Origin of the sequence: Azospira inquinata (assembly GCF_018905915.1) — a bacterium.
Classification (GTDB): Bacteria; Pseudomonadota; Gammaproteobacteria; order Burkholderiales; family Rhodocyclaceae; genus Azospira; species Azospira inquinata.
In genome coordinates this window covers 1,902,060-1,917,773 of the sequence record NZ_CP064782.1, presented here as the reverse complement: position 1 = coordinate 1,917,773, position 15,714 = coordinate 1,902,060, and the positions used below count along the sequence as shown (strand labels likewise).

At 64.5% G+C, this 15,714-nt stretch carries 13 protein-coding genes; 4 read left to right on the top strand and 9 right to left on the bottom strand.

The annotated features are described in order from the left end of the window. Positions 1-88: 88 nt before the first annotated feature. A complete protein-coding gene (gene ggt, locus Azoinq_RS08805; protein ID WP_216129919.1) occupies positions 89-1,828 on the bottom strand; it encodes a gamma-glutamyltransferase in 1,740 nt (579 codons plus the stop codon). A 655-nt stretch (positions 1,829-2,483) separates the two neighbouring features. Between ggt and Azoinq_RS08800 the strand changes: the two genes are divergently transcribed. Beyond that, on the top strand, positions 2,484-3,341 hold the full coding sequence (locus Azoinq_RS08800) for a dienelactone hydrolase family protein (protein WP_232368447.1): 858 nt from the start codon (positions 2,484-2,486) through the stop codon (positions 3,339-3,341). Positions 3,342-3,430: 89 nt separating this feature from the next. Here Azoinq_RS08800 and Azoinq_RS08795 read toward each other — a convergent pair whose 3' ends face one another. Beyond that, positions 3,431-4,873, bottom strand: coding sequence for an NAD-dependent succinate-semialdehyde dehydrogenase (locus Azoinq_RS08795; RefSeq protein ID WP_216129923.1), 1,443 nt, complete (start codon positions 4,871-4,873; stop codon positions 3,431-3,433). A gap of 49 nt (positions 4,874-4,922) precedes the next feature. On the opposite strand from Azoinq_RS08795, the gene Azoinq_RS08790 reads away from it, so the two are divergent. From Azoinq_RS08790 to Azoinq_RS08780, 3 genes are all read left to right on the top strand, one after another. Beyond that, a complete protein-coding gene (locus Azoinq_RS08790; RefSeq protein ID WP_216129925.1) occupies positions 4,923-5,423 on the top strand; it encodes a C40 family peptidase in 501 nt (166 codons plus the stop codon). Between the two features lie 134 nt (positions 5,424-5,557). Then, a complete protein-coding gene (locus Azoinq_RS08785) occupies positions 5,558-6,502 on the top strand; it encodes an NAD(P)H-dependent flavin oxidoreductase (protein WP_216129927.1) in 945 nt (314 codons plus the stop codon). Positions 6,503-6,692: 190 nt separating this feature from the next. Further along, positions 6,693-7,559, top strand: a complete 867-nt coding sequence (locus Azoinq_RS08780; RefSeq protein WP_216129929.1) for an HDOD domain-containing protein — start codon at positions 6,693-6,695, stop codon at positions 7,557-7,559. A 75-nt stretch (positions 7,560-7,634) separates the two neighbouring features. Here Azoinq_RS08780 and mgtE read toward each other — a convergent pair whose 3' ends face one another. The 7 genes from mgtE to Azoinq_RS08745 form a co-directional block, all read right to left on the bottom strand. Beyond that, a complete protein-coding gene (gene mgtE / locus Azoinq_RS08775; RefSeq protein ID WP_216129931.1) occupies positions 7,635-9,077 on the bottom strand; it encodes a magnesium transporter in 1,443 nt (480 codons plus the stop codon). A gap of 222 nt (positions 9,078-9,299) precedes the next feature. Further along, positions 9,300-9,995: a monofunctional biosynthetic peptidoglycan transglycosylase gene (gene mtgA / locus Azoinq_RS08770; RefSeq protein ID WP_216129933.1), complete on the bottom strand. Its 696-nt coding sequence runs from the start codon at positions 9,993-9,995 to the stop codon at positions 9,300-9,302. Beyond that, on the bottom strand, positions 9,992-10,804 hold the full coding sequence (gene aroE, locus Azoinq_RS08765; protein WP_216129935.1) for a shikimate dehydrogenase: 813 nt from the start codon (positions 10,802-10,804) through the stop codon (positions 9,992-9,994). Before aroE ends, mtgA begins: the two co-directional genes overlap by 4 nt. Positions 10,805-10,817: 13 nt before the next feature. After that, positions 10,818-11,702: a TonB family protein gene (locus Azoinq_RS08760; protein WP_216129937.1), complete on the bottom strand. Its 885-nt coding sequence runs from the start codon at positions 11,700-11,702 to the stop codon at positions 10,818-10,820. A 7-nt stretch (positions 11,703-11,709) separates the two neighbouring features. Beyond that, the gene (locus Azoinq_RS08755; protein ID WP_216129939.1) at positions 11,710-13,716 is read right to left on the bottom strand and encodes a ribonuclease catalytic domain-containing protein; all 2,007 of its coding nucleotides are present in this window, start codon (positions 13,714-13,716) and stop codon (positions 11,710-11,712) included. A 7-nt stretch (positions 13,717-13,723) separates the two neighbouring features. Continuing rightward, positions 13,724-14,302 carry a YqiA/YcfP family alpha/beta fold hydrolase gene (locus Azoinq_RS08750; RefSeq protein ID WP_216129941.1) on the bottom strand — a complete coding sequence of 193 codons (579 nt, stop codon included), beginning with the start codon at positions 14,300-14,302 and terminating at the stop codon, positions 13,724-13,726. A gap of 313 nt (positions 14,303-14,615) precedes the next feature. Further along, complete coding sequence (locus Azoinq_RS08745; RefSeq protein WP_216129943.1) at positions 14,616-15,662, bottom strand: alpha/beta hydrolase family protein; 1,047 nt, start codon at positions 15,660-15,662, stop codon at positions 14,616-14,618. Positions 15,663-15,714: the final 52 nt, after the last annotated feature.

Below are 15,714 nucleotides of genomic sequence, written 5' to 3'. Positions count from 1 at the left end.
CTGCCTAACAAAAAGGCCAGGTTCCCCATGGGGCACCTGGCCTTTTTTCTGTCACCGACCGGTATCCCGGTCGGCTGGAATGAAACCCTTAGTAGCCTACGGCAGCGCCGTCACCCCGGGGGTCGGTGGCGACCCAGCGCACATTGGTCACCGGGTCGATCATGATCGCTCCCGCGTGGCCCATGGTGTCGGTGTAGTCATCCACCACTTTGACGGGCTGACCCCGCTTGGCCAGTTCTTCCACCACTTCCTTAGACACCCGGCCTTCGATCTTCAGATCGTTGGAGGCAGCCCCCCAGGTCCGGCCATGGAGCCAACGGGGCGCGGCCACCGCGTCCTGGGGCGTCATGCCGAAATCCACCACCCGGGTTGCGATAGCCGCCTGGGTTTGGGGTTGGCCTTCGCCGCCCATGGTGCCGTACACCATGAAGGCCTTGCCGTCCTTGGTCAGCAGGGCAGCGTTCAGGGTGTGGAAGGTACGCTTGTGGGGTTCCAGGTGATTGACGTGGTTCTTATCCAGGGAGAAGAAGCTGCCCCGGTTCTGCATCAGTACCCCGGTCCCCTTGGGTACAATGGCGGAGCCGAAGTCGAAGTAGATGCTTTGGATCAGGGACACGGCGTTGCCGTCCTTATCCACCACCCCGATCCAAACCGTGTCGCCCTTGGGATCCAGGGGCTTCACATTGGTCTGGGCCTTGTCCATCTGAATACGGGCGGCCTGGGCCTTGCCGTGTTCCACGGAGAGCAGCTCATCCACCGGAATCTTGACGAAATCCGGGTCCGTCAGCCATTTGTCCCGATCCGCGAAGACCTGTTTGGTGGCTTCCACCACGGTGTGGTAGTAGTCCGCCGAACCTTCCCCCATGCTCTTCAGATCGAAATTATTGAGCACGTTCAGGATGCCCAGGGAAGACATGCCCTGGGTGTTGGGGGGCAGATTCCAGGCGGTATAGCCCCGGTAATTGACCGACAGGGGCTTGACCCAGTTGGCCTGGTGCTTGGCAAAGTCATCCAGGGTCAGCACGCCCCCGTTGGCCTCGATTTCCGCCACGATTTTCTTGGCGATGGGGCCCCGGTAGAAGGCGTCCGCCCCGCCCTTGGCCACGGTTTTCAGGGTGGCAGCCAGTTCGGGCAACTTCAGCACTTCCCCGGTTTTATAGGCGGAACCGTCCGGTTTTAGATAGGTCTGGCGGAAGCCGTCGAAGCGTTGCAGATCCCGGAATTCCTTATCCGACGGATCCACGTTAATGGCTTCCCAACGGGCCAGGGAGGTGGATACGGCAAAGCCGTTTTGGGCATAGTTAATGGCATTGCCGAATAGGCTGTTCCAGGACATACCCTTTTTCATGGATTGCTGGCCATAACGATAGGCCGCATCCCAGCCGGAGACGGCGCCCGGCACCGTATTGGCGGAGAGATAACCCCGGGACGGGATTTTCTGGTAACCCTTGCTGGTATAGAAGTCGATGGTGGCCTTGCTGCCGGACCGGCCACTGGCGTTCAGGGCCCGCACTTCCTTGGTTTTGGCGTTATAGATAATCCAGAAATTATCCCCGCCCAGGGTGGTCATCTGGGGATAAACCACGGTCATGGTGGAAGCCACCGCAATGGCGGCATCAATGGCGTTGCCCCCTTTGCGCAGCACCTCCAGACCGGCCTGGGACGCCAGGTAGTTGGGGGAAGTGACGGCCCCGTTGGTGACCATGGGGTCCATACAACGGGAGGCGGTTTCACAGTATTTGCCCGGAGACTTTTCCGCATAGGCGGAAGACCCCAGGGCCATAATGGACAGGGCCATGACGGAGCCCAGCCATTTCATTTTCGGCATTTCACGATACATCCCAATGTCCTTAAACAAAGAAATTAGATACTTCTAATATTATTGGCGGTTTATATTCAAAAACAATAAATCAATACAAAACCCTACCGCCTGATTAAGGTCGTACCAGCAGATAAAAACAAAATCCATGCCAAAGTTTAAATAGGCAATATAAACATCATTATATTCCCGATGATAATGATCAATAAATATAAACAAAGTAAACTTACTGGGGACTACGCACCAATAACGGGAGAATTTTCCCTTTTAGCACCAAGTTCGCCCGGCCCCTTCCGGCGATAAAGTTCCCTGGCCCGGCACCAAAGAAAAGGCCCGGAAACTTTCGTTTCCGGGCCTGGGAGAACCGTCCTGCCCCTGGGGGCCGAAGCGTTTAGGGGGAACTTGGGGAGGCGCAGGACAGGAGCATTGTAGAAAGACGGAGAAGGAAAAAGAAGCCGACAAATTGCCGCAGGGGCCGCCACCACGGCCCTTGGCCCCCGGCCGCCCCCATTTCACGAGGCCTGTGTCCGGGCCGGGCCACGGCGCCATGGGATTGTCATCTTTTCCAGGTTCAATAAGGCCGTTGCAGGCTGTTCCCCCGGCTTTCAGGTTGGGGGCAGGCTCCCGGCCTAGAATGCAGGTCAACATTCAAGGAGATGCTGTCATGACCGCCCCCCAACGCCCGGACTTTACCCGCCGGGAATTTCTCGGTGCCACCCTGGGCGCCGGTTTCGCTTTGGCCGTCCAGCCGGTCTGCGCCCAAACCCGCATCGTCACCCCGGAACTGGGGCTGGCCACGGGGGAAAGCCTGATCCCGGCCGCCGATCGGGCCATTCCGGCCTATTGGGCCCGGCCCGAGGGGCAAGGCCCCTTCCCCACCCTGCTGGTGGTTTCGGAAATATTCGCGGTCCATGAGTACATCCGGGACATCTGCCGCCGCCTGGCCCACCAGGGCTATCTGGCAGTGGCCCCCGAATTGTTCGTGCGCCAGGGAGACCCCCGTCAGCTGGGGTCCATTCCCCAGATCATGGAGGACATCATCGCCCGAGTGCCGGATGAGCAAGTACAGAGCGATCTGGACGCCACCGCTGCCTGGGCGCCCCAGCAGGGCGGTGACCCGGAACGGCTGGGTATCACGGGTTTTTGCTGGGGTGGCCGGCAGGTATGGCTGTACGCCGCCCGCAACCCCAAGCTCAAGGCCGGGGTTGCCTGGTATGGCCGTCTGGAAGGGGCCGCCAGCCCCCTCACCCCCACCTACCCCCGGCAGGTGGCGGATCAGCTAAATGCACCGGTGCTGGGCCTCTACGGCGGCGCCGACCCGAGTATTCCCCCGGACACGGTGGCCTCCATGGTGGAAGCCCTGGCCGCCAGTTCCAATCCGGCCAGCCAAGCTTCCCACATTGAGGTCTATCCGGAAGCCCCCCACGCCTTCCACGCGGACTACCGGCCCAGCTATCGCCCCCAAGCGGCGGCGGACGGCTGGCAGCGGATGTTGGCCTGGTTCCGGGCTCAGGGTCTGTAACCCAGGCCCGGGCCCCGGCTTGAGGCCCCTTCCCGGTGGGGGCCGTATCACGGCGCCTGCCGGAGGCCGCCCCCTCTGCCGCCCTCCGGCTACACCCCCAGGCAGAGGTACTTCACCTCCAAGTATTCCTCCAGGCCGTAGCGGGAACCTTCCCGGCCCAGGCCGGATTGCTTGATGCCGCCGAAGGGGGCCACCTCGTTGGAAATCAGGCCGGTGTTAATGCCCACCATGCCATATTCCAGGGCCTCCCCGACCCGGAAAGCCCGGCCCAGGTCCCGACTGTAGAAATAGGCGGCTAGACCGTATTCCGTGGCATTAGCCAGGGCAATGGCTTCCGCCTCGGTATGGAAACGGAACAGGGGCGCCACCGGGCCAAAAATTTCTTCCCGGGCCACCCCCATGCCCGGCCCCACCTGGGTCAGCACCGTGGGCTGGTAGAAGGTACCACCCCGGGGGTGACGGGCGCCACCGGTGAGTACCCGGGCCCCCTTGGCCGTGGCGTCCGCCACCAGCCGCTCCACCTTATCCAGGGCCAGGGCGTCGATCAGGGGGCCTTGGGCCACGCCGGGCTCATCCCCCGGCCCCACCGGAAGCTGGGACACGGCTTCCGCCAGGCGGGTGGCAAAGGCATCGTAAATCCCGTCCTGCACCAGAAAGCGATTAGCGCAGACGCAGGTCTGGCCCGAATTCCGGTATTTGGCCGCCACCGCCCCGGCCACGGCGGCGTCCAAGTCCGCGTCATCAAAGACGATGAAGGGCGCATTGCCCCCCAGTTCCAGGGACAGCTTTTTCAGGGTGGGAGCGCACTGGGCCATGAGCAGCCGCCCCACCTCCGTGGAGCCGGTGAAGGACAGCTTACGCACCGTGGGATTGGCCGTCAGTTCCCCGCCGATGGCCGCAGCCTCCCCCGTAATGACATTGAAGACCCCGGGGGGAAACCCCGCCCGATGGGCCAGTTCCGCCAGGGCCAGGGCAGACAGGGGCGTCTGTTCCGCCGGTTTGACCACCACCGTGCAGCCCGCCGCCAGGGCTGGGGCCACCTTGCGGGTAATCATGGCGGCGGGGAAATTCCAGGGAGTAATGGCGGCGCACACCCCCACGGGCTGTTTCAACACCAGAAGGCGCCGGTCCTGGGCCACGGTGGGAATGGTTTCCCCGTAGGCCCGCTTGCCCTCTTCGGCAAACCATTCCACGAAAGACGCCGCGTAGGCGATTTCTCCCCGGGCTTCCGCCAGGGGCTTGCCCTGCTCGGCGGTCATGAGGCGGGCCAAATCTTCTGTATTGGCCAGGATCAGGTCATACCAGCGGCGCAACACGGCGCTCCGCTCCCGGGCGGTGAGGGCGCGCCAGGCGGGCCAGGCCTTTTCCGCGTCGTTGATCACCTGGCGGGTGGCGGCCCCGCCCAAACGGGGCACCCGGGCCAGTTCGGCTCCGGTGGCCGGGTTGATAACGGGAAAGCGGTCGTCGCTCCCCACCCATTGTCCATTGAGGTAACAACAATCTCGCAACAAATTCAGATCCTTGAGGTCCATGACCACTCCTAGGCTTGAATCAGAAAAATTGACGTTTATACTTATAGTTATGCTACGAAACCTAATCCTCTTCCTTAGCATTGCTCTGGTCCTGGCCGGCTGCGGTGGTTTGCCCACCGGCAGTAGCCCGGCGCGCACCGGTTATCGCACCGTGCCCCACCAGCCCCCCGGGGAGAAGGCTCAGGAAGTCGTACTCTACGCCCTTGGACTCCTGGACACGGGCTATCGTTTCGGCGGCAAAAACCCGGAGGCGGGCTTGGATTGCAGCGGCATGGTCTCCTACATTTACCGCCAGGCCGCCGGGCTGCGGGTGGAAGGCTCCGCCGCCGACATCGCCCGCCGGGGCCACGAAATTCCCCGGGATTCCCTGCGGCCGGGGGATCTGGTCTTTTTCAACACCCTCAATCGCCCCTATTCCCACGTGGGCATCTATATCGGCGACAACCGGTTCGTGCATGCGCCGAATTCCAATGGCAAAATCCGTATCGACAGTCTGAGCAGCCGCTATTTCGCGGATCGCTTCGAGGCTGCCCGGTCGTACCTCGACTGAGAACCCGGTGTTTTCTCCCTGCCACGGCGGGGAGGGGCGCGGCCTAAGGGCTGCCCCCAGGCTTCCGAGTTGCCGCCGAGGTCCGGCGGGGGAAGGGGCCGGGTTCGTCTACAACAACATCAGGAGACAGAGCCATGCCCATTCCCCCCTTGTTCCAGGGGCGCCTTGCCGTGCCCGCCATTGCCGCCCCCATGTTCCTGGTCTCCGGACCGGAACTGGTCCTGGCCACCTGCCGGGCCGGAGTCGCCGGCACCTTTCCCGCCCTCAATGCCCGTCCCGCCGAACAGCTGGATGACTGGCTGGATCAGCTCAACCGGGCCCTGGGGCCCCAGGACGCCCCCTACGGGGTCAATCTCATCGTCCATCCCTCCAATGCCCGCCTGACGGCGGACCTGGACCGGGTGGTGGCCCACCGGGTGCCCTTCGTCATCACCAGCCTGGGCAATCCGGCCCCGGTGGTGGCGGCGGTCCATGACTACGGCGGCCTGGTCTTCTCCGACGTGATCCATGCCAAACACGCCCAGAAGGCCCTGGCCGGCGGGGCCGACGGCATTATCTGCGTCGGCGCCGGGGCCGGGGGCCACGCCGGGCCCCAGAGCCCCTTTGCCCTGGTACGGGAAATCCGCCAGTTCTGGGACGGCCCCCTGATCCTGGGAGGCGCCATTTCCGACGGCTACGGCATCCGGGCCGCAGAAGCCCTGGGGGCGGACCTGGCCTACCTGGGCACCCGCTTCATCGCCACCCGGGAATCCCGGGCCCAGGCGGGCTACAAGGAAATGCTGGTGGGGGCCACGGCGGACGACATCGTCTACACCCCGGCCATTTCCGGCACCCCGGCCAATTTTCTCTGGCCCAGTCTGGAAAAGGCCGGCTACACCCGGGAAAGCCTTCGGGAAGGCACCGCCCCGGCCCACGCCTACGGGGGGGATGAGGCCAAGGCCTGGCGGGACGTGTGGAGCGCCGGCCACGGCGTTTCCGGCATTCGGGACGTTCCCCCTGTGGCCGAACTGGTGGACCGGCTTGCTCGGGAATACGCCCAGGCCTGCGCCCTACCCCCCTCCCCGGCCCTGAAAGCCTAAGGGGTTGGGCCCCCCCCCGCCCCGGGTAAAAGGGGCGAAAGGAGCGACAGGCCCCCTGGTAGCCGCCAGGGGGCATTTTTTATGACAGGCGTCAGCGTCCGGGCGGCACAAATCGCGTATAAGTCGGTAACATTCAGCCTTACAACCATAAACCATCTCGCGGCCCAGGCCGCCAGCCCCTTTGCAGACCATGCAAACCATAGACGAACAGGCCGTCGGCAAACTGCTGAACGGCATCACCATTCCCCCCTGCCCCTCCGTCCTGGCTGCCCTGAGCCGGGAAATGCGCAAAGACCGGATTAACGACACCACGGTCACCCGACTCATCAGCAAGGATGTGGCCCTGGCCGCCGGGGTCATCAAGTGCGCCAATTCCCCCCTTTTCGGCACCACCCGGCCCCTGGAATCCGTGGCGGAAGCCCTGCGCCTGCTGGGCTTCAACAATGTACTCAGTCTGGTCATCAACCAGCTGTTGCAAACCGCCCTGGCCAATGGGGACGGCCAGCCTACCCTGGAACGATTTTGGGATACGGCCACCTATACCGCCGGGGTCTGCGCCCAGCTGGCCCGTTCCCTGCCCGGAACCAAGCGGGAAACGGCCTATACCTTCGGCCTGTTTCACGATTGCGGCCTGCCTCTGCTGATGCGCCGCTTTGACGACTACAAGCTGACCCTGGGTCTGGCCAACCAGGACACCCTGCGCCCCTTCACCCAGGTGGAGGAAGAGCGCCACGGCACCAACCACGCGGTTATCGGCTATCTGCTGGGGCGCAACTGGGGCCTGCCGGAAAACCTCACCCGGGCTATTCTCTGCCACCACGATTTCGCCGTGCTGGAAACTGGAGAACTGCCCGGGGAAAGCTGCACCCTGATCGGCCTGGGCCTGGTGGCGGAACGCATTGTGGGCAGCTTCCTGCGGATCAATGCGGAGGAAGGGGACTGGATCAAAGGCAAGGCCATCGTGGCCCGCTACTTTGGCCTGAGCGACATGGACATGGACGATCTGGTGGAAGACGTACTGTTCAAGCTCAACTCGGCCCGGGGAGCGGTCGCCTGAGCGGGTCCATCACTCAAGCAAAAGGCGCCCGAGGGCGCCTTTTTTCATGGGGAGAAAAACTTGACTGTCCCCGGTTCAGAGCAGGAACAGGGTGGCCAGACCGAGGAAAATGAAAAAGCCTCCGGAATCGGTGACGGCCGTAATCATCACCGAGGAGCCCACCGCCGGGTCCCGGCCCAGGCGGTGCATGGTCATGGGAATAATCACCCCCACGGTGGCCGCCAGAAGCAGATTGAGGGTCATGGCGGCCGTCATCACCATGCCCAGGTGCACCGAGCCGTAGAGCCACCAGGCCACTACCCCCAGCAAACCACCCCATACCAGGCCGTTGATGAGGGATACCCCTAATTCCTTGTGCAGCAGACGGCGGGCGCTCTCCGGCTGGATCTGGCCCAGGGCGATGGCCCGCACAATCATGGTAATGGTCTGATTGCCCGAATTGCCACCGATACCGGCGACGATGGGCATGAGGGCGGCCAGGGCCACCAGTTTTTCGATGGAACCTTCAAAGGCGCCGATCACCCGGGAGGCGATGAAGGCGGTGACCAGATTGATGGCCAGCCAGGTCCAGCGGTTTTTCACCGAATTCCAGACCGAGGCGAAAATGTCTTCCTCTTCCCGCAAACCGGCCTGGGCCAGCAATTCGCTGTCCGATTCTTCCCGGATGAAGTCCACCACCGTATTCACGGTCACCCGGCCCACCAGCTTGTCGTGGCTGTCCACCACCGGGGCGCTCACCAGGTCGTAACGTTCGAAGGCCTGGGCCACCTCTTCCGCCGCATCATCCGGATGGAGCTTGATGAAGTCGGAGACCATGATGGTATGGACTTCCACGTCCTGGTCATTGACCAGCAGGCGGTTGAAAGGCAGCACCCCTTTGAGGAGGCCTTCCCGGTCAATCACAAAAAGCTGGTCGGTGTGGTCGGGCAGTTCGTCGAAACGGCGCAGATAGCGGAGCACCACTTCCAGAGTCACGTCTTCCCGCACCGTGACCATGTCAAAGTCCATCAGGGCGCCCACGGCGTCTTCCGGATAGGACATGGCGGAACGGAGCTGTTCCCGCTCTTCCACGGGCAGGGCCTGGAAGACGTCCTGAATCACCTCATGGGGCAGGTCCGGCGCCAAATCGGCCAGTTCATCCGCATCCAGAGTCTCTGCGGCGGCCACCAGCTCTTCCGAGTCCATGTGGGCGATGAGGGTTTCCCGCACCGCATCGGAGACTTCCAGGAGGATTTCCCCGTCCCGCTCGGCCTTGACCAGGTCCCAGACCGTGAGCCGGTCTTCCAGGGGCAGGGCTTCCAGCACATAGGCCACGTCCGCCGGGTGCATCTGCTCCAGTTTCTGGCGCAGCTCGGTGAGGTGCTGCCGGTGGACCATGGAGGCCACCAGCTCCTGACGGGGCATATCCTGCTTGCGCAACAGTTCCTCCACCAGCTTGTGCCGGGCAAGGAGGGTCTGCACCACCGTCAGGCTTTCCTGCAGGGCTTCGGCATCAGCGTGACGGAGTTCTTCGCTCATGGTGCGGTGCGCAAAATAGATGGGGGATTTTAACACTCCCCGCCCCGTCCCATGGCCCTAAACACGCCGTTTACGAACAAAAAAAGGTGGTCGGGGCCAGCCCCCCGGAGGGGCTGGCAGGGGGGCGGAAAAAAGCCCCTATCCCGCCTCTTTTCTAGGGCCTTTTTCCTGGCCATTTTTCAGGCCTATTTGGGGGGCTTTTTCGGAGCCAGTTCGTCCAGCCTAGGGCAGGTCGGCGGCGGGCATCCGGGCCTGGATAATGGCGGTCTTGCGCATCAGGCCCGGAGCATTGCGGTGCTGGTCGTAATAGCGGGGATTGGGCAGCATGGCGGCCAGCTTGGCGGCCTGGGAGGCGGACAGATGGTTGGCGGAAACGCCGAAGTAATGACGGGCGGCGGCTTCCGCGCCAAAAATGCCGTTACCCCACTCCACCACGTTGAGATAAATCTCGAAAATGCGCTGCTTATCCATCACATGTTCCAGCATCAGGGTGATGAGGGCTTCTTCCCCCTTGCGCAGGGGACTCTTGGAAGCACTGAGGAACAGGTTTTTCGCCAACTGCTGGGAAATGGTGGAGCCACCGGCCACGATGCGGCCCTTGCGCTGATCCTTTTCAATGGCCTTCTGGATGCCTTCCCAGTCAAAGCCTTCATGATCGACGAACTTGGCGTCTTCTGCCGCGATAATGCCCCGCTTCAGGTTATTGGAAATGTGCCGGTAATCCACCCATTCCTTTTTCAGCTCCGCCTCCGGGTCCTTTTCCCGCAGCTCCGCCAGACGGATTTCCTGGAAATGGGTGGTCTGGGGATTGACCCAGTTCCACCACAGCACCCAGCCGAAAAGCCAGAACTGGTAGAGCAGTCCCAGGGCGATGAGGGCCAAGAGGCCCCGCTTGGTCCAGCGCCAGACGCCCCTCATGCCGCCTCCATGTCCCGGCGCAGGGCACCGGTGTCCGGGCGCAGGCCACGCCACAGGAAAAAGGATTCCGCCGCCTGTTCCAGCAGCATGCCCAGGCCATCCGCCAGCAGGGTTGCACCCTGTTGCCGGGCGAAGGCCAGGAAGGGGGTGTCCCCTTTGCCGTACATCATGTCGTAGGCCGCCGCCCCGGGGGCGAAAACCCCGGCGGGCAGGGGTGGCAGATCGCCCCCCAGGCTGGCGGAGGTGGCGTTAATAACCACATCGAAGGCGCCCTGGATGTCCCCGTAGCCGCCCCCGGTCACCGCCCCCAGGTGGGCGAAACGGGCGGCCAGATCGGCGGCCTTGGCCGGCGTCCGGTTGGCGATTACCAGGGTGGCGGGCTTGGCCGCCAGCAGGGGCCCCAGCACGCCCCGGGCGGCGCCCCCGGCCCCCAGGAGCAACAGGCGCTTGCCCGCCAAGCTCAGGCCCAGGTTATGTTCCAGATCCCGCACCAGACCGGCCCCATCCGTGTTGTCCCCGAAAATTTCCCCGTCCCGGAAAACCAGGGTATTCACCGCCCCGGCCAGGTCGGCCCGCGGGGAACGGCGCTGGCAAAGGCGGAAGGCTTCTTCCTTGAAGGGCACGGTCACATTGGCCCCCTTGCCCCCGGCGGCAATAAAGGCGGCCACGGCCCCGGGGAAATCGTCCTTGGGGGCCAGCAGGGCTTCGTAACTCAGATCCTGGCCGGTGGCGGCGGCGAAGCGGCCATGGATGAAGGGGGATTTGCTATGGGCGATGGGATTGCCGAAAACGGCGTAGCGGTCGGTCATGATGGGGGAGAAATTAGCGGGCCTGGAGCTGGTCGCCGCTGGTAAAGAACCAGGTGCGGGTAATCACCAACTGATCCACGTCCCGCTTGATATCGGGGGGGAAGGGGGCGTAGGGGGCGGCCATTTTGACGATGCGCAGGGCGGCGTTATCCAGCACCTTTTCCCCGGAAGTCCGTTCCAGCTCCACCTTTTCCACGCTGCCGTCCGAATTGATGGTAACGGACAGCACCAGGCTGCCGTAGAGCTTGCCCCGGGCCGCATCCGGGTAATTCAGGGTGCCCACCCGCTCCACCTTGAGGCGCCAGTCTTCCATGTACTGGGCAAAGCGGTATTCGGACGTGCGGGTGCCCAGGAACTTACGCCGGGGGCGCTTGTTGTAGTCGTCCAGGTTTTTGTTCACCTCCCCTTCCAGACGGGCCATGGCCAGGGCGTTGTTGGCCATATCCCGGCCGGAGAGCTTGGGGGTGGGATCGGGTTGGGTATCCTTGGCAGACCGGGGGGCCACCTGATGCTGGCTGCGGGCCCGGGTCAGCAAGGCCCGCTGCTGGGCTTCCAGAGCCTGGACCCGCTGCTTGGCCTGTTCCAGCTCCGTCCCCTCTTGCTGCCGAGGAGACGGAGGCAAGGGGGTGGAGGCCCGGCGGTTTTCCGCCGTGTTGCCGCCCCCGTCCAGATTGGCCTGGGCCAGGGCCTGGGTGTCCCGGGGCTTGTGGCTGGAACGGCTGTTCACCAGGACAATTTCCATGGCCCGGTCCTTGAAGGCCCGGGACAGGTCTGGCGAGGTGAAGTGGATGGCGAGAACGAGGGCGTGGACCGCCAGGGAAATGGTGATCGCCGCCGTCAGATTCAGGGACGCCGGAAGGTAATGGCGGAAAAATTCCCAGGGTTGCTTCCGGGCCATGGGCACCTCAGGCCTCCTGCTCCGTGGCGGCGGGGGGCTGGGCGTCCCCCGGGGTGGCGCCGTCAGTCTCCGGAGCGGCAGCGCTTTCCGCTTCCCCGTCCCCTTCTTCCTCGGCCACCGGCAGGGGGGCCCCGGGCTCATCCAGGGTTTCCTGGTAGCGCAGGTTCAATTCCAGGTCCAGGTAATCCCAGCCTTCCACCGTGAGGCGCACCCGCTGGCCCGGAGTCAGCTCGGGCAGGGAGGGCACCCGCTGTTGCAGGGGCAGATGGTCCAGCTTGACCAGATTTTCCTTGCGCAGGGTGGCGTCAATGGTGCTCACCCCTTCCTGGGCCAGCCAACGCAGGCACCAGTAGCGCTCCATCTGGCGCTGGAAGTCGTTGTAGGCGGCGTAGGTCATGTCGAAATCCCGCATGGCGGCGAAGAGCAGTTCGCTCTTGGTGCCGAAATGGGGGGGGTCGTTGCGCAGGCAGGCGATGAGCTGCCATTGGTTGAGCAAATCCACGTAGCGCCGCAGGGGGGAGGAGGACCAGGCGTACTGGGGCACCCCCAGGCCTTCGTGGGGCAGGGGCGAGGTGGTCATGCGCACCTTGCCTCCCACCTGGGCCCGATAGACGCAGGCGATTTTGTGTTCCGCCAGCAGGCCGCCCCAGGTGGCGTTGGCCACAATCATCAGTTCCGCCACCAGCTTATCCAGGGGGCTGCCCCGCTTGCGTTCGCTGATGACCACCCGGTCGCCCCGCCCGGAGGGGTCGGCGGCATCGGGGAAAATTTCAAAGTTGTAGTCATTCACCCCCTGGGTGGCGGAGGGCTTGCCCCGCCGCCCTTCGCAACGGCAGGCGAACTGGTAGAGAAGCAGCAGTTCGTCCCGGAAGGGGAGCTGTTCCGCCGTGGCGGGCACACCGGCGGCCACGGTGGCGTCGTTGAACCAGGGTTCCAGCTGGTGATGGCGCAGATTGGCCGCCACGGGCACCCGCTCCAGGCAGGATTCCTGGTTCAGGATTTCCAGGTTTTCATCCACCGTCAGGTAGAGGGAAACGGCGGGCCGGGGCTGGCCTTCCGCCAGGGTATAGGCCGCCACCACCGGGTCGGGCAGCATGGTGATTTTGTTGCCCGGCATATAGACCGTGGACAGGCGCTGCCGGGCGATCATATCCAGCTCGTCCCCGGGCTGAATGCCCAGGCCGGGGGCGGCGATGTGGATGCCGATGCGCCAGCCGATGCCGGGCAGGGCTTCCAGGGAAAAGGCGTCGTCGATTTCCGTTGTGGCCGCATCGTCGATGGAAAAGGCCCGCACCGTGGCTAAAGGCAGGTCGTCGGCGATGGGCTTCACCGTCACCGGGGGAAAATCCACCCCCTTGGGGAAGTATTCAAAGAGGAAGCGCTGGAAGTGGTAATCCCGGCTGGAGGGCACGGCCCCGCATTTTTCCAGGAGATGGGCGGCAGACAGGCTCAATTCGGCGCAGGCCGCTTCCAGGGCCTTGGTCTCAGGCCGGTTCCGGTCCGGTTTGTAGAGCAGCTGGGTCAGGTGGGGGGAGAATTCCCGGGGCAGAGCCCCGGCCTTCAATTCCTCCACCATGCGTTCGATAGCTAACGCCTGCTGACGCTTTTTTTCAAGACCGGCCAGAGCAGCCTGGAGAATGTCGGGAGGGGCCTTGCGAAAGTGGCCCTTACCTTTGCGGTGGAAGTAGATAGGCGCTGCGTGTAGGGCAAGCAGGACCGCAGCCGCTTCGACCGCGCCGGGCGCTTGTCCGTAGTAATCCTGGGCAATATCAAGAAAAGAAAATTCGCCATCGGCACAACACTCCCAAAGGAATTCCGCTTCGATGCCCTCGGCCAGGGGGGCCGCCGCTTCCAGCAGGGCGCCCGGGGCCGGATCGTTAAAACGCAGCAATACGGCCGCCGCTTTGACCTTGGCGCGCTTGCCGGAGGCCGTCTCCACCTGCAGGGAGGTGTCGTTGTCAGCCAGGAGGGTGCCGGTCTTAAAGCCGCCGTCTTCTTCAAACAGAACATTCATCGGCGAATTATAACCCGGCAAATTCAAAGATTTGCGGGATGAACTCGGCAAACCTCTTGAAGCCGTGCTCATCCCCCTCCAGCACCACCCGGCGGCAATCCCCGTAACGGGCCAGGGCGTGGCGGTAGTCCAGCACCTCATCCCCCGTGGCCAACAGGAGGAAATAGTGGGCCGGAGTGACCTGGTCCACGGTCATGGCCTCCAGCTGGGCCACATGGTCCCGGGTGAAGTCAAACACCTCCCCCGTATAGAGATTGGTCTGGGGCCCCAGATAGGCTTCCAGGCTGAGGGGCGCCACCACCGCCGGATTCACCAGCACGGCCCGGAGCCCGTAATGCTCCGCCAGCCAGGTGGCGTAAAAGCCGCCCAGGGAGCTGCCCACCAGGGTGAGGGGCGGCTCCCCCGCCTGGGCATTGGCTTCCACAATGGCCCGAGCCTGGGCCAAGGCCTGGCGCGGCTCAAAGGAGAGGGCCGGGCAATGGAAAGCCTCCGCCTGCCCCCGGGCAGCCATGGCCTCCCCCAGCAGGCGGGCCTTAAAGGACTGGGGAGCGGAACGAAAACCGTGGAGATAAAGAATGCCGGACATGGAAAAACCGTGGAGCCAAATTAAGCCAGCAGTTTGCCCCCGGTGGGGGCCCGGGGGAAAGCCCGGCGGCCGGGCTCGGGGGGCTGGGCTGGGCTCGGTGCGGGTTGCGGGTTGCGGGTTGCGGTTGCGGTTGCGGTTGCGGAGGCGGTTGCGGAGGGCCGGCCTAGCCTCAGATTGAGAGGAACGGTGTCGGCCCCCTCTACCCCGGCGGGCCCCACCGGGCCTAGGACGCTTGTCCAAGGTCCGGGGCCATGGCCCCGGAGTCAGCCCCAGCCCCGGCGCCGATGCCGGGGCGGCCGATGACCACCCCGGCCTATTTCCAGGCCCAGGCGTCCCCTTCTCCCAGGGTGGCGGGAAAGCCGGACTGGAGCCAGCGCCGGGCCGCTTCTTCCCCCATCAGGTAACAGCGCCAGAAGGCCAGGGAGGCGGCCTGGACGGCCCGGGTAAAGGCAGGGGTGCGGCGCCGATCTTCCGCCTCCCCGGCGAAATGGCGGTGGGTGGCCCCGGCCAGCACCAGCAGATATTTGTGGCCCGGAGGCATGTGGGCGTAGGGCAGGCGCCGGTTTTCCGGGCCCACGTCGCCCCGGCCAATGCCCTTGTCCCGGGAGCCGGTGATGGAGAAAAAGGGACGGCAGATGGCGGCGAAGCCCGCTGCCCGCCCGGCGGGGGCGCCCCGAGCCGAGGGGGAAAGGGCTAGAAAGGCGCGGAAGGGCTTGGCCGTGGTCACGTCCGGCTTGCCCCAGTCCAGCCGCTCCCCGGCCAGGGCCTGGGCGGTAAGGGCACCGAAGGAATGGCCGGCAAAGCCCAGCCGGTCCAGGTCCAGACGTTCATAGGGAAAGGGCTCGGGCAGGGCCGCGGCGGCGGGGTCAATGTCCCCGGAGGGGGGCTGCTCGGCGGACCCGGCGGGCGCTATGCCAGCCTCCACGACCTCCACCCTATCGCACTCCTCCGCCGCCCCGCCCCGGGCCAGGCGGGAGACCACGAATTGCACGTCTGCCACCCGGCTCAGCATCTGCTCCCCGGTCATGGCCTGGGCCATCACCCGGGGCAGGTCCAGGGGGGCGACCCCGGCCAGCTGATCCCGGTCGCTGCCCGGGTGCTGCAAGGCCAGACAGGCTAGACCGTGGGCAGACCAATGGGAAAGCCAGGCCGCCCCAGTCTCCCGGCTGCCCCCCAGGCCATGGGAAAAAATCACCAGGGGCACCCGGCCCCGGCCCGGCGGCAGATAGAGATGCCAGGCCAGTTGCCGTTGCCGCTCCCCATCCCGCCATACTCCCCGGAGGCTATGCACCGGCCCGGCGCCCAGGGCGCCGTAGGCTTCCGGTTTGAGGAAATAGGGGGGAAAGGCAGGATCGGACATGGCCTGGGCCGGAACAGGGGCGGAAAAGGGAAAGGCCCAGGGTAGATCAAAC

Bases quoted from the DNA above. Each gene is read 5' to 3' on its own strand.
- Azoinq_RS08795 (WP_216129923.1), bottom strand. From the start codon at position 4,873: ATGGACCTCAAGGATCTGAATTTGTTGCGAGATTGTTGTTACCTCAAT.
- ggt (WP_216129919.1), bottom strand. From the start codon at position 1,828: ATGCCGAAAATGAAATGGCTGGGCTCCGTCATGGCCCTGTCCATTATG.
- Azoinq_RS08790 (WP_216129925.1), top strand. From the start codon at position 4,923: ATGCTACGAAACCTAATCCTCTTCCTTAGCATTGCTCTGGTCCTGGCC.
- Azoinq_RS08780 (WP_216129929.1), top strand. From the start codon at position 6,693: ATGCAAACCATAGACGAACAGGCCGTCGGCAAACTGCTGAACGGCATC.
- mtgA (WP_216129933.1), bottom strand. From the start codon at position 9,995: ATGAGGGGCGTCTGGCGCTGGACCAAGCGGGGCCTCTTGGCCCTCATC.
- Azoinq_RS08760 (WP_216129937.1), bottom strand. From the start codon at position 11,702: ATGGCCCGGAAGCAACCCTGGGAATTTTTCCGCCATTACCTTCCGGCG.
- aroE (WP_216129935.1), bottom strand. From the start codon at position 10,804: ATGACCGACCGCTACGCCGTTTTCGGCAATCCCATCGCCCATAGCAAA.
- Azoinq_RS08755 (WP_216129939.1), bottom strand. From the start codon at position 13,716: ATGAATGTTCTGTTTGAAGAAGACGGCGGCTTTAAGACCGGCACCCTC.
- Azoinq_RS08745 (WP_216129943.1), bottom strand. From the start codon at position 15,662: ATGTCCGATCCTGCCTTTCCCCCCTATTTCCTCAAACCGGAAGCCTAC.
- Azoinq_RS08800 (WP_232368447.1), top strand. From the start codon at position 2,484: ATGACCGCCCCCCAACGCCCGGACTTTACCCGCCGGGAATTTCTCGGT.
- mgtE (WP_216129931.1), bottom strand. From the start codon at position 9,077: ATGAGCGAAGAACTCCGTCACGCTGATGCCGAAGCCCTGCAGGAAAGC.
- Azoinq_RS08750 (WP_216129941.1), bottom strand. From the start codon at position 14,302: ATGTCCGGCATTCTTTATCTCCACGGTTTTCGTTCCGCTCCCCAGTCC.
- Azoinq_RS08785 (WP_216129927.1), top strand. From the start codon at position 5,558: ATGCCCATTCCCCCCTTGTTCCAGGGGCGCCTTGCCGTGCCCGCCATT.